We start from the raw sequence: 14765 nt of genomic DNA on the forward strand, positions 1-14765 counted from the left end.
CCCCCACCGCTACTTTTTTGCCGAATTGAACTGCTTTGCGAATTTGGCTGAGAAAGTCTGGTTTTTGGGCAAGCATAGCGGAAAGAATGACCACATCGCACCACTCATAATCTGCTTCTGTTTCTTCAGTAACGTTGCGATCGTAAAACCGAATTTCTCAATCTGCGGGCAGTAATGCGGCTACGTTAATAATTCCTAAAGGCGGAATAAATGCCTTTAGTCCAGCTATTTTCATGAATGCGTCGTAAGACCAAAAAGTTTTAGGAAAGTGGGGATAAATTAAAAGAGCTTTCATCGAGATTAGTTCTCCGTCTAAATTAATTTTTATTTATCCCTAACTTATATTTCATCTGAATGAAGAATTTGATCTTCTCCAGCATTTCTTTACAAATGTTATCATCATCAAGAATAAAAATAGTAAGGGTTTGGTGACTAAACCCTTACTATTTTTGCACGGGAATTTCAATGATAAACTCTGTTCCCTTTCCCAATTGCGACTGACAGGCGATCGCGCCTTTATGATGTTCGACAATAATTTGATAAGTTGTAGATAATCCCAAACCCGTCCCGCTTCCTATGGGTTTAGTGGTGAAAAATGGCTCAAAAACTCGTTGGCGCGTTGCTGCATCCATTCCTATGCCATTATCGGCGATCGCAATTCTAACAGAATTTTCCCCTAGAATTTCCGTTTGAATGCGAATGGTAGGAGCGTCGGAGGATGCGCGATCGCCTTTCCTCAACGCATCAATGGCATTAGTGAGAATATTAAACAGTGCTTGATTGAGTTGACTGGCATAACAGGTAACTTGCGGGAGTTCTCCGTATTTTTTGAGCATTTGAATGCTGGGAAATTCCTTGGTATGCCGCAAGCGATGCTGCAATAACATGATGGTACTTTCAATATTTTCGTGGATATCAATGGTTTTATATTCTGCCTCATCAAGGCGAGAGAATAGCCGTAACCCTTTGACTATTGTTTTGATGCGTTGGGCTCCATTTTGCATGGAGTCTAGTAGTTTGGGCAAATCTTCCGCAATAAATTCGAGATCGATATCTGCTTCGGTTTCCTGAATTTCTACGCTAGGTTGCGGACGATCTTGGCGATAAAGCTCCAGTAAGTGAAACAAATCTTCAATATAAGTGCGAGCCGGAGTGAGATTGCCGTAAATAAAGCTAACCGGGTTATTGATTTCGTGGGCGACTCCTGCTACCATTTGCCCGATCCCTGACATTTTTTCGGCTTGAATCAGTTGTGCTTGGGTCTGTTTGAGATGAGTGAGAGTTTTTTCGAGGTCGCCATTTTTCTCTTGTAGTTCTTCTGTTCGCTGTTGAACTTTTTGCTCGAGGGTAGTATTCGCTTGGGAAAGTTGTTGGTTAGCGATCGCCAAATTGCTATACAACAAGGCATTTTCCAAGGCGATCGCGGCTTGGGCGGTTAAAATTTGCAATACTTCAAGGCGATCGGGATTAAACACTCCCTTACTGGAGATGTGTTCGAGGTAAAGCAGCCCGATGAGTTTGCCTTGATGTAAGAGTGGCATACACAAAAGAGATTGAGGACGGGTATTCACAAAATATTCATCGCGAGCAAATTCGCTTCCCTCGATGGCATTATCGAGAACAATAACTTCTTGAGTGCGGATCGTATAGTTGAGAATGGATTGAGGGAGAGTGAAAGCAGGGATATCTTTGAGGGGTTGAGCCTGTAAGACTTGAACGCGATCGGGTTCGATGGTGATTTCTGCTTCTATTTGCCAATTTCCCTGGCGATCGAGGACAAGGATTCCACGTTGAGCGGCGGCGTTTTCGAGGATAATCTGCATCATTTGAGCGAGAAGGCGATCGAGGACAATCTCGCTACCTAGAGTTTGAGATGCTTTAAGTACGCTGGAGAAATCGATACTCTCCGATCGCGTTGTGCTGGTGGGTGTTGTGCGAACCAGGATAGTCGCATTTATAGGGGATTTCCGAGAAGAAGTCGGGAAAAACTGCGGATAGGTTTGGCTGAGGTGTTGGGTTTTGGCTTTGGCTCCCCAGAGTTCGTAACAGCGATATGCTTGATGCAGGTAAGTGCGGGCGATCGCTTCTTTCTGACGGGCGAGGTAGAATTTTCCTGCAAGTTCGTTGGCGAGGGCTTCTTCTTGGATATATTCGTTTTCTTTGGCTCCTTGAATAGCGCGATCGTAGAGATCGGCGGCAATTTCAAGTTTACCGAGAATACGGTGGCGTTCGGCTTCGATGAGGTAGTATTTGTGTAAGTAGTTCATGGGTGCATGATGCGCCCATCGTTTCATTTTTTGTTGGTAAGCATTAACTTTTTTAAGGAGATGTTTTTGTTTGGGTTTAGAAGTATGGGGATAAATAGCCAACAAAACAAGAGCCACGTAGAAGTGAAAGACAACAAAATCAGATGTGCTAATTACGCGATCCAAATACTCTTCTGCTTTGCGGACAAAAATAATGGCTTTTTCGGGTATTCCAAAGAGAAGATAAAGGGTGATTTTCTGAAAATAGAAGAAATATTGTACGTTATTTTTTTCTTTGTGCTGGGCAACAAATAAAGATAAGTTTTCTTCTTGAAAAAACAATTCAATTTGATTTTCCCAAGAATCTTGGGAAATTGTCTCGAGCAACAAGATTTTTTGAATAAGTTGCTGATGAATAAAGATAGAATTTTTTTGTTTTAAAGAGGTTAATTTTATATGCAATTCTTGTATTTTCTTTTTAAGAGTAAATAATTTCTCACTACTCCGAAAGGATATAATAGAATAATTTAACAAAGAATAAGCAGCATATTCTATATCTCCAACTTCTATGGCTGCCTGATATCCCTCCAGATAAGATTCTACTATATCTTTGAGATGTTTTTTCCAATGTGTTGCAAAAGCACTAACAGGCATTAAAGTTTTCGCTTTTACGGCTCGATCTTGTGATTTTATAACTAGCATGAGCGCCAGTTGACCAAATTGATAAGCTGCTTCCAAGTCATCTAACAATCCACCAAGAATGATGGCGTGACAAGCATAAGCTAAAGGAGAAACAGAACTATTTCCATATCGTATAGAAAGACGAATCATTTCTAAAACAATTATCGGGAATAACTGAGGAGTCGATTGATAAGTAACGGGAATAATACTGGCCAGCAATTTTACGATCGCTTGTTGGTGTAAATCAGCCATGGGAGGTAATTCAGCCAATTCTTCAATCTGTTTTCCAGCCAAGGCTAAATTAGTTCTGACTAAACTCAGCAAAATATGTAGCTTGTTTGGTTTTCGAGGTAATTTTGTCCCCAATAATTGCAATACCTCTAATGCTGTTTCGATTGCTTCATTTGCTTGATGTTGAGCAACAAGAGCGCTTATTTTTGCTTCATAGACTCGTACTTTATCTAATACAGAATGAGCGCATTGCAGGACAATTTTTGCTAACTCTTCTAGTAATTCAAACTCAGTACAAGCATAGGCTACCTCTGCTGCTTCAATGTATAATGATAAAGTCAAATCATACTGTTCCTGCCAACCCGAAGAAGGTAAGAGTTCTAGACCTGTTTGTAAATAAATCAAAGCCGATCGCCGTGCTGCCGATGCTTTGGCTTTTTTCCCCGCCTCCAAATTCAATCGCACTAACTCATCTTTTTCCGATCGCTTGACAATATAAGAGCAAGCTAAATTCAATTGATTGACAATATCAAAAATCTTTTCTCCTCGTTCTTCACTAGGAGTTTTCTCTAATAATTGTCGTCCAATGAGGAGATGAATGCGTCGTTTTTCCCAATCAGGAATAAGAGAATAGGCCGCTTGTTGAATGCGATCGTGAGCGAATTTGAGTCGTAGTTGTGCTTCTGTTTCTATCTTCGCCTCGATTAATTTGTAGCTTGCATTTAAAGGAAAAATAAGCCCTTCTGCGATCGCCATATCCAAGGAAGATGCTTCGGAAATACTGGCAAGGGCGGACAAGTCAAACTCAGTACCAATACAAGCTGCTAACTGTAACATCTGCCGCGTTGCCATCGGCAGTTTTTGTATTTTTTCCGCCAATAATTCCACGACATTTGCTGTCATTTCGCGATCGCGAATTTGGTTAATATCCCATAACCATTCCTGTTGTTTCGAGTCGAAATGTAGCAATTCTTCCTCATATAGGGCTTTGAGAAATTCATTGAGAAAGAAAGGATTTCCCCCAGTTTTCTCTTGCAACAATTTTGCGAGAGATTGTGTTAATGTGCGAGAACAAAGTAGGGTATCGGCAATTAATTTCTCAATTTCCCCCAAGGGCAAAGGAGTGAGAGCAATTTCCGAAATTTCAATCTCACTTTCGCGAATTTTACGCAATGTCAACATCAAAGAGTGCGCCCCATCCACTTCATTATCGCGATAGGACCCAATTAGCAAGAAATAGCCCATGTCAACTGTTGTCATCAATAAATGCAACAGCCCCAAAGAACCAGTATCCGCCCATTGCAGGTCATCGAGGAAGAGAACCAGAGGATGGTCTATCTGGGTAAAAACGCGGATAAAATTAAGTAAAGTTAAGTTAAAGCGATTTTGACTCTCTATTGCCCTCAGTTGAGGAAGTTCTGGTTGTTGTCCGAGAATAAGTTCCAACTCTGGGACAATCTCGCTTATAACTCGCCCATTATTCCCGAGGGCTTCTTGTAGCCTTTCTCGCCACTGTTGCAGTTCAATTTCAGGTTCCGCCAAAAGTTGCCGCATCAAGGCACTCAGGGCTTGCGCGATCGCCGAATAAGGAGTTTCGCGCTGAAGTTGATTAAATTTACCCGATATAAAGAAACCGCGCCGCGCCGCGATCGGTTTGTGAACTTCAGCAACTAAAGCTGATTTACCAACACCGGAAGAGCCTTTCACTAAACACAGTGCTGGCTGTTTTCGGCGAATCACTCCCTCAAAGGTGGACAATAAAGCAGCAATATCACGATCGCGCCCATAGAGTTTTTCGGGAATTTGCAAGCGATCGCCGCGATCGTGACAACCGAGGGGAAAAGGTTCTATGCTATGGTATTGATGCCATTGTTCCCAACAGGTTTTGAGGTCTTTCTTTAACCCATAAGCCGACTGATAGCGATCCTCGGCATTCTTGGCCATCAATTTGAGAATAATGTCCTCCAATAACAAAGGAATCTCTTTTAAAATATTTGTCACTGAGCGATTGGAACTTAAAGTCCGAGGTGTTTTGGCAATATGAGCATGAACCAGTTCAACGGGATCGCAATGTTGAAAGGGCAAATTTCCCGTTAATAGTTCGTAAAATGTCACCCCGAGGGAATAGAAATCGCTGCGATAGTCGATCGCCCGGTTCATGCGTCCGGTTTGTTCTGGGGAAATATAAGCGAGAGTACCTTCGAGGGTGTTGGCATTGCGAAACAGGGCAATTTCCCGCGATCGCACGGTAGAAATACCAAAGTCAATAATTTTAACCTGTTTGGTTTCAGGATTAAAAACAAGATTACTGGGATTAATATCTTTGTGAATGATACCCGCCCCATGAACTTGTCCGAGACAATCGGCGATCGCGATCGCCAGTTCCAGAAACTCACTTATACTTAAGTTGCCTGCTAATGCTAATTTTGTAAGGGATTCCCCGCCAAAATCTTCGAGAACAATAGTGGGGCGATCGCGATCGTCCCAAAACTCGTAAGCCTTTACTGCTCCCGCAATATTAAGATTATGAGTAATCTCGTATTCTCGCCGAAACCAAGCCAAACCTTCGGCGGTACTATAGTTCGCTTTTAAAGTTTTCAGAATAACAGGTTGTTCGTTGACGCTGGGATATCTCCGGTAGATGAGAGCGCGTCCGCTTTCGTAGAGTTGCCGATCTTGAGTCAGGTTTTTTTCTGCTAACATTTTTATTTTTCCCTATGGCGATCTTAGCGCACGCACCAAAGCCTTAAAGCACATTTTGCTTAACACTCATGTTCCCCCCATGCGCCCAATTTTATTTAGATAAAAAGAAATCCAGTGCGATCGCGATCGTATTTCGTTGTGATGCGATCGCAATCCCACAATTTGCGAATATTATAGATAGGCTATTACACCGCACCGTGGGTTATCATATTGCTAGATAAAATCGAGAGTTAGACAAATGCAATATGAAGCCTTATATGAAAATGGTCCTATTTCTGCACGGGAATTTCAATGATAAACTCTGTTCCTTTTCCCAACTTCGACTGAAAGGCGATCGCGCCTTTATGATGTTCGACAATAATTTGATAAGTTGTGGATAATCCCAAACCCGTCCCGCTTCCTACGGGTTTAGTGGTGAAAAACGGCTCAAACACTCGTTGACGCGTTACTGTATCCATTCCTATCCCATTATCGGCGATCGCAATTCTAACAGAATTTTCCCCTAGAATTTCCGTTTGAATGCGAATGGTGGGAGCGTCGGAGGATGCGCGATCGCCTTCCCTCAAGGCATCAATAGCATTCGTCAGAATATTAAAAAAGACTTGATTGAGTTGACTGGCATAACAAGTAATTTTCGGGAGTATGCCATATTTTTTAAGCACTTGAATGGTCGGAAATTCTTTGGTATTTCGCAAGCGATATTGTAACAAAATAAGCGTGCTTTCAATGTTTTCGTGGATGTCAATGGTTTTATATTCTGCTTCATCAAGACGAGAAAATACGCGCAATCCTTTAACAATTGTTTCTATACGCTGGGCTCCATTTTGCATCGAGTCAAAAAGTTTCGGGTAATCTTCTGCAACAAATTCAAGCTCCATTTCTTCTTCGGTTTCTTGAATTTTGAGGGAAGGTTGGGAATGTTCTTCGCGATATAGTTCTAATAGGTGGAACAAGTCCTTCATATAAGTGCGAGCCGGAGTAAGATTGCTGTAAATAAAGCTAACTGGGTTATTGATTTCGTGGGCGACTCCTGCTACCATTTGACCAATTCCTGACATTTTTTCAGCTTGGATCAGTTGCGCTTGAGTTTGTTTGAGATTGATCAAGGTTTTTTCGAGGTCGCTATTTTTCTGATGAATTTCTTCCGTGCGCTGTTGAACTTTTTGCTCGAGGGTTGCATTAGCGCGGGATAAATTGGCATATAATAAGGCATTTTCGAGGGCGATCGCCGCTTGTGCGGTTAATAGTTGCAAAACCTCAAGGCGATCGCGGCTAAACACTCCCGCACTCGCGTGATGTTCGAGGTAAAGCAACCCCATCATTTTTCCCTGATGTAACAGAGGCATACAAAGCAGAGATTGAGGGGAGACATTTTGAAAATATTCATCGCGAGCAAAGTCGCTTCCTTCGGCGGCATTATCGAGGACGATGGCTTTGCGAGTACGGATCGTATAAGTGAGGACAGATTGAGGCAGCACAGAAGTAGGAAGGCGATCGAGGGGTTGAGATTGCAAGACTTGGACGCGATCGGGTTCGAGAGTAACTTCCGCTTCTACTTGCCAAGTTCCCTCGCGATCGAGGATCAGGATTCCTCTTTGAGCGGCGGCGTTTTCGAGGATAATCTGCATCATTTGAGCGAGGAGGCGATCGAGAACGATTTCGCTACCGAGGGCTTGAGATGCTTTGAGAATGCTGGCAAAATCAAGGGTATTTGCGGGGGTATTGGTACGAGTACCGGCGATCGTACTGCGGATATGAGTGAGAAATGCTTCGCGTACAGGAGTGCTAAAAAACTGCGGGTATTTTTGTATGAGGCGTTGAGTTTTCGCTTTTGCGCCCCAGCGATCGTAACAAAGATATGCTTGTTGCAAGTAGGCGCGGGCGATCGCTTCTTTTTCCCGAGCAAGGTAGAATTTTCCTGCAAGTTCGTTAGCCAGTGCTTCTTCTTGGGTATACTGGTGTTCTTTGGCTTCTTGAATAGCGCGATCGTAGAGATCCGCAGCTGTTGCATATTTACCTAGGATGCGATCGCCCTCGGCTGCGACGAGGTTGTATTTGTGCAGGAAATTCATGGGTGCATGATGCGCCCATTTCTGCATTTTTTTCTGATAAGTGTTGACTTTATCGAGCAAGTGTTTTTGTTTATCTTTAGAAGCATGGGTATAAATTGCCAAATAAGTGAGGGCAGAATAGAAGTAAAAAAGTACAGAGCTATAACCTCCCCGCATACTATTAAGATATTCCTCAGCTTGCAGGCTATTTTTCTCGGCTTCCTTGTAAGATTCAAAGCAATAGCAAAGCTGCAATTTGAGGATATAGAAATAGCCAAGAGCGCCGCGATCGCCTTCCTGTTGATGAATTGTTAATAATACTTGTTCGTTGTAAGGTTTTCCTGCAATACCGGGAGAGTTTTCCGTTTGACCCATTAACTCAAAAAGGGCGTGCTGAAGATGTCGAATTCTGTAGATTGCTTGATTTTGTTTGAGTTGTTCGATTTTCTGGCTATAATTATTAATTTCTTGTTGAGTTTGGTTCAGATTTTTGCCGCTAAAAAATAGAGTATTATTGTAAATTCCCAAACAATAGGCCGCAAATTCGATATCTCCTGTTTCTATACCACTTTGATAGCCTGCAAGTAAAGGTTTTAATGTTTTTTTAAGGTGATCTTGCCAATGAAAAATAAAGGTATTGAAGATCATAAAAACTTTGGACTTGAGTTCTTTTGCTTCTAATTTAAGCAATAAATCTGTACCCAGTTGACCGAATTGATATCCCTTTTTAATAATAACTAAAATACCACAAAGAATTAAACCATAATTACAATAAGCATAAGCGGATAAAGGCGCATTACCATATTTTAGAGATAAGCTAACTTGTTTTAAAGCAATAAGTCCAAATAATTCAGTATTAACAAAATAAGCAGCAGAAAGAACACTGGCTAAAATTCGTAGTGCTGCGAGTTTAGTTGGCTCTTTCATGGGGGGAAGATCGAGCAAGTCTTTGGGTTGTTTATTAATGAGAGCAAGATTAATTTGACCTAGTGCTAAAAGAAGATGTAGTTTATTTGGTTTTTGCGGCAATTTTACTCCTAATAGCTTTAGGATTTCTAAGGCACTCTCTACGGCTTGCTTGGGTTGACTTTTCGCAATATAACTGAGAATTCTTGTCTCATAAACGTTAACTTTATCAAGGATAAATTTTGCCTTTTCTAAAACCAATGCTGTCCACTCTTCCATAACTGCAAATTCGCCACAAATATAAGCAGTTTCTACAGCTTCAATATGTAGTTTTAAAGTCAAATCATATTGGTTTTGCCAACTCTGGGGGGGTAATACTTCCAGCCCTATTTTTAAATAGGTAAATGCCGATCGCCGCGCTGCCGATCGATTGGCTTTTTTTCCTGCTTCTAAATTCAACTCTGCTAACTGTTTCTTTTCCGATCGCTTGACGATATAGGGACGAGCCAAGTTTAATTGGTTAACAATATCAAAAATTTTCTCTTCGCGTTGACGATCGGGTGTTTCGACTAATAATTGTCGTCCGAGAAGGAGGTGAATGCGGCGTTTTTCCCAATCAGGAATGAGAGAATAGGCGGCTTGTTGAATGCGATCGTGAGCAAATTTACAGCGTAGTTTTGCCTCTGTTTTTATCTTTGCTTCGATTAACTTGTAGTTTTCATTTAAAGGAAAAAGAAGCCCCTCCGCGATCGCCTCTTGTAGGGCGATCGCCACTTCTAAAGAAGATTTTCTGGCAATTCCGGTTAAAGTAGATAAGTCAAATTCGTTGCCGATACAAGCAGCAAATTGTAACATCTGTCCTGTGGCGATCGGCAGTTTCTCAATTTTTTGGGCGAGTAATTCTACTACATTGGCAGTGATTTCTCTCTTGCGAATTTGCGCCACATCCCACCGCCATTTCTGTTGTTGAGAGTCAAAAAATAACAATTTTTCGGCATAGAGTGCTTTGAAAAATTCATTGAGAAAAAAAGGATTACCTCCTGTTTTCTCTTGTAACAATTCTGCAAGAGGGCGTGCTAAAGTGGGAGAACAGAAGAGTGCATCGGTAACAAATCCCTCAATATCCGCTAAGGACAAAGGTTCGAGGGCAATTTCAGAAACTGCAATACCACCTTCGCGAATAGTATTCAATGTCAACATCAAGGGATGCGCCTCATCTACTTCATTGTCGCGATAAGCTCCAATAAAAAAGAAGTAACCTGTGTCTGGTGCTGTCATCAATAAATTTAACAGACTTAAAGAAGCAGAATCCGCCCATTGCAGATCGTCGAGAAAAAGAACGAGAGGGCGATCGCCTTGGGTAAAAACGCGAATAAAATTTTGTAGGGTTAAATTAAAGCGATATTGACTCTCCGTTGCCCCCAGTTGCGGAATATCAGGCTGTTGTCCGATAATAAGTTCCAGTTCGGGGATAATCTCACCGATCGCCCGTCCATTATCCCCCAAGGCTGCTTGTAGCTCTTTTCGCCATCGTTGCAATTCCGTTTCTGATTCTGCTAACAATTGTCGCATCAAAGCGCCGAGGGCGTGGGCGATCGCGGAATAAGGGGTTTCGCGCTGTAATTGGTCGAATTTACCCGCCACAAAGAAGCCATGCCGTGCTGTAATGGGTTTGTGAACTTCCGCTACCAAGGCCGATTTCCCGATACCTGCATAACCTTTCACTAAACAGAGGGTTGGTTGTTGGCGATCGAGTCCTTGTTTAAAAGTAGTCAATAAAGTAGCAGTTTCCCGATCGCGGCCATAAAGTTTTTGGGGAATTTGTAAGCGATCGCCGCGATCGTTCCCTCCCACAATAAACGCTTCGATCTGCTGATTTTTGTACCATTGTTGGATACAAGTTTCGAGATCCCCTTTCAAACCATAAGCCGACTGATAGCGATCCTCGGCATTCTTCGCCATCAGTTTGAGAATAATTTCTCTCACTACAAAGGGGACTTCTCTTATATTTCCTATTCCCCATTCCCCATTTCTCACAGGTTGTTTGGCAATATGACAGTGAATGAGTTCGACGGGATCCGTCGTTGTGAAAGGCAATTGTCCCGTTAACAGTTCGTAAAAAGTCACCCCGAGGGAATAGAAATCGCTGCGATCGTCGATCGCCCGGTTCATACGTCCGATTTGTTCTGGGGAAATATAAGCGAGAGTACCTTCGAGAGTGTTAGCGTTACGAAACGCAACAATTTCCCGCGATCGCACGGTAGCAATACCAAAGTCAATGATTTTAACCTGTTTGGTTTCAGGATTGAAAACAATATTACTGGGATTAATATCTTTGTGAATAATGCCCGATTCGTGAACTTGACCGAGACAATCGGCGATCGCGATCGCCAATTCGAGAAACTCACTTATACTTAAATTGCCTGCTAATGCTAATTTTGTGAGAGAGTCTCCGCCAAAATCTTCGAGGACAATAGTTGGGCGATCGCGATCGTCCCAAAAATCATAAGCCTTTACTGCGCCTAAAATATTAAGATTGCGGGTAATCTCGTATTCTCGCTGAAACCAAGCCAAATCTTCCGTTGTATGATGGGCTGCTTTTAATGTTTTCAGAATAACCGGTTTCTCATGACAGGCGCGATCGCCTCGATAGATTAGAATGCGATCGCTTTCGTAGAGTAGACTATTGGCGATCGCGTTTCGTTGTGCTGGCATTTTGATTCTTTCCTCTGTCCCAATCTTGACAGACACCCCCATTTTACAAGAAGCCTTATGCCTTATATTATCCTTTTTCCGTGCTTCATTGCTCTCAATTCGATCTAGAACCTAAAAATCGCAAAACTAGCTCATAAAAATGAATAAATTAGCGCTTAGATAAATTTATTTTAGCGGTGAACATAAGCAAAAATCCTAAAAGTAACGGGACGATGGCGGCGATATAAAAAACTTGGTATAAAGGGCGATCGCCTAACAAAAAACCGAATAATGCTGGGGCAAAAAACTGCCCGAGAAAATTCGTCCCCGTCCCTGCTGCGAGAATAGTAGATTGCAGTTCTAAAGAGGTAAGATTTGATAAAAGGGTGTAAATATTAGGCATAACAATACCAAATCCTACCCCTAACAAAATTGTTGCCGATAAGAACAGATAAAGGCGATCGAATTGAGGAATTGCGACTAAAACTAAAGCAACAATACCAAACCCCAATGCTGTTGCAGGCACAAGTCCTAAACGTCGCGCTAATTTCCGCACGCCAAATGCTGAAACCAGCGCAGATCCGATCGCTTGAGATGCTAAAGCAATACCATTAATCGCAGTCCCTGAATTAATCGTTGCTTTAAGATGAATGGGAAGATTAATTACAACCCCATAAGCTGTTGCTGCTGTAAAAGCAAGGGTTAAAAATAATTGCCATGTTAAAGGATTACTAATAACCTTTTTTAACTCCTGAGAATCTCCACCCATTGACGATAAAGATTGAGCTGAAGTTGTTGATTTTTCCGGTTGTTCAAAGACAAAAATAACGAGTAAAGCAAAAGGAATTGCTAACCCATATAACCAAAAAGCAACCCGCCATCCTAATAACCCCAATAAACCCGCAGAAATGGGGTAAATAATATTAGCGATCGCCAAGACACTAGAAACATAGGCGATCGCTAAAGCCCTGGCTTCTGCGGACTCGTAACGCTTAACTAATAATCCTAAACTAGCGGCGGCAATACCACCACTAGCAGCCCCAACTAATCCTCGGGTAATTAATAGGGGAATAAAACCATTCATTAACCCCCCAGCCATGCCAAATAAGGCGTAAAACACGAGAGAAATAACCAAAACCTTTACTTGACCAAAGCGATCGGCTAATAGTCCTAAAATGGGACTAAAAAGGGCAACAGTTAAATAATGGGTACTGACCAAATAACCGGCTAAAGTGCGATCGAGATGCAGTTGAGCAATAATTTCCGGTAAAATTGGAGCAATAACGGCTCCTGTCATCACAATTAAAGACCCTGTTGCCAATAAAACAAACAATGAGCGATCGCGCCAAGTAAATTCCATTGATTAAAAAAGTATGGGGGAAGAAAGAAAAGGAAAATTTTCCATTAGGAATGAATTTTAGAGCATCTGCATAATTTTCTTGATTTTTTGTTCGCGATCGCGACTAAAAAATGCTAAAATTAAACTTACAATCAGATGAGGAACAGCAAAAGCACTGCCCAAATATCCCCGCCAGCGATTCCAAGAAAAAACTGCCCTTAAGGTTGGGTAAACGCGCCAAAAACGATTAATAGAACAGACCATATCATCGCCTAAAGTATTTCCTAAAGCACTGACTTCATGCCACCAACCCGCAGGAATATATAAAATTTCTCCTGGTGCGAGGAGAACTTCTTGCTTGTAAGGGAGAGCTTTGCGATAATTAGGAAAGGCTTGAAAATCAGGTTGTTCGGGATACAACTTACTAAACCAAGATCGCATTTCTAAACCGCGATATAAATGGACAAAGATCGAAAAAGGATAGAGATTAGGGGTTTGCGAGGGAGGAAAAAGAATAACTTTTTTAGTGCCGTAGAGTTGAATTAGCGTACCATCCATTTGATCGTAATGCAAACATTCGACATGACTGCTAGGGCCAACCCAAATATTAAAATGACTAATGGGTTTATCAAGTCCAATCTCAACAATTTTTTGCCTAGCTTCCTGGATTATTTTTTCCTGTTTTAGCGGTGTTTCATTAATTGAACATTTTGCTAAATAAATGTCCTTTTCTTTTGCCTCTCCACTGCGTAACAGATTAGCATAAGTTTGAAAGGCTTTCCGTTCTGTTTGAACCCCACTACCAATATTGTCCCATTGACGTTTATCTTGTTGATAGCGCTGCTTTCCGTATTGTCGTAAGAGAAACTGGCGATCGCCTAATTTTTGGCAAAGAAAATCTAAATCCCATCTAGATTTTCCTTCTAGTAACCCCGTCATAATTACCGGAATTCCGGGATTTTGGTATTGTTTGACAAATTCTTTTTTAGTTAGATCGGCAAGCGAAACTCGTGCGATCGCAGGAATTGACCGATCTAAATTTAACTTGGGTCGAGACTCCAATTCTACTGTCATGAGTTCGTCAGGTACGGTTGTTTGCAATACGACAAAATAGTGAAGTTTGATTATAAAGCACCTCGTGCCAATTTTGGCTTTCTCTTGCAGCCAGTTTTCCCAACTGTCACCAACAATCGCTATTTTCTCAAATTTTCTTGGCAGCGCGATCGCTCCTCGGGTATAATCGGAAGTCGATTTGTCAGTTTGGACAATATTGCGGGATTTACTCGGCGTTAATTCACAAGAGAAACAACAATCAGGGAAAAAATAATGGTCAATCCAACTAACTTTTTAGTCAAAAATTTAGAAAAAACAGTTTTAAATCTTTCTTGGCTCGAAGATTTAGTCGGAAAATATTCTTTAGTCGGAGACTCAGCTTTTTTTGAAGTTGAGCAATTTCCGTGGGCAAAAAATTTAGAAGCAAATTGGTTAACGATTCGTAAAGAACTTGATGCTGTCCTCGATCGCGTCAATGACTTACCCAATTATCAACAAATTTCCAGCAGACAAGCTAATATCACTGATGACGATCGCTGGAAAACTTACTTTTTTTATGCCTTTGGTTATAAAGCAGAAAAAAATTGCCAGCAATGTCCGGAAACAGCGAAGTTATTAGAAGGAATTCCAGGTTTAAAAGCTGCCTTTTTCTCAATCCTAGCCCCTCATAAACATATTCCCGAACACCGAGGAAAACATAAAGGTTTAATTCGTTATCATTTAGGTTTAAAAATTCCTGAACCCCAGTCAGGCTGTCGCATTCGCGTTGGCGATCGAACCGCTTATTGGCAAGAAGGAAAAAGTTTGATTTTTGACGATACTTTTCTCCACGAAGCCTGGAATGAAACGGAAGAATATCGC

At 41.7% G+C, this 14765-nt stretch carries 7 protein-coding genes and 1 pseudogene; 3 read left to right on the forward strand and 5 right to left on the reverse strand.

All coding sequences use genetic code 11. The features are described 5' to 3' along the window. Together VB714_RS27535 and VB714_RS19240 are read right to left on the reverse strand one after the other, a co-directional pair. Positions 1–295, reverse strand: a pseudogene (locus VB714_RS27535) (B12-binding domain-containing radical SAM protein); the annotation flags it as partial. A gap of 148 nt (positions 296–443) precedes the next feature. After that, entirely contained in the window at positions 444–5861 is a 5418-nt protein-coding gene (locus VB714_RS19240; protein WP_323226286.1) for an AAA family ATPase, read from the reverse strand. Positions 5862–5929: 68 nt separating this feature from the next. Here VB714_RS19240 and VB714_RS19245 point away from each other — a divergent pair, with 68 nt between their 5' ends. Then, a complete protein-coding gene (locus tag VB714_RS19245; protein WP_323226287.1) occupies positions 5930–6082 on the forward strand; it encodes a hypothetical protein in 153 nt (50 codons plus the stop codon). A 48-nt stretch (positions 6083–6130) separates the two neighbouring features. On the opposite strand, the gene VB714_RS19250 is transcribed toward VB714_RS19245, so the two are convergent. The 3 genes from VB714_RS19250 to VB714_RS19260 all read right to left on the reverse strand — a co-directional run bounded on the left by VB714_RS19250 (position 6131) and on the right by VB714_RS19260 (position 13952). Beyond that, the gene (locus VB714_RS19250) at positions 6131–11533 is read right to left on the reverse strand and encodes an AAA family ATPase (RefSeq protein ID WP_323226288.1); all 5403 of its coding nucleotides are present in this window, start codon (positions 11531–11533) and stop codon (positions 6131–6133) included. Between the two features lie 148 nt (positions 11534–11681). After that, positions 11682–12872, reverse strand: coding sequence for an MFS transporter (locus VB714_RS19255; protein WP_323226289.1), 1191 nt, complete (start codon positions 12870–12872; stop codon positions 11682–11684). A 57-nt stretch (positions 12873–12929) separates the two neighbouring features. Next, positions 12930–13952, reverse strand: a complete 1023-nt coding sequence (locus tag VB714_RS19260; protein ID WP_323226290.1) for a cupin-like domain-containing protein — start codon at positions 13950–13952, stop codon at positions 12930–12932. 12 nt (positions 13953–13964) lie between these two features. On the opposite strand from VB714_RS19260, the gene VB714_RS19265 reads away from it, so the two are divergent. Both VB714_RS19265 and VB714_RS19270 read left to right on the forward strand, forming a co-directional pair. Then, the gene (locus VB714_RS19265; protein ID WP_323226291.1) at positions 13965–14144 is read left to right on the forward strand and encodes a hypothetical protein; all 180 of its coding nucleotides are present in this window, start codon (positions 13965–13967) and stop codon (positions 14142–14144) included. Between the two features lie 33 nt (positions 14145–14177). Further along, positions 14178–14765, forward strand: a 588-nt coding sequence (locus tag VB714_RS19270) for an aspartyl/asparaginyl beta-hydroxylase domain-containing protein (RefSeq protein WP_323226292.1), incomplete at its 3' end; no start/stop codon positions are given.

Origin of the sequence: Spirulina sp. 06S082 (genome assembly GCF_034932145.1) — a bacterium.
GTDB lineage: Bacteria > Cyanobacteriota > Cyanobacteriia > Cyanobacteriales > Spirulinaceae > CCY15215.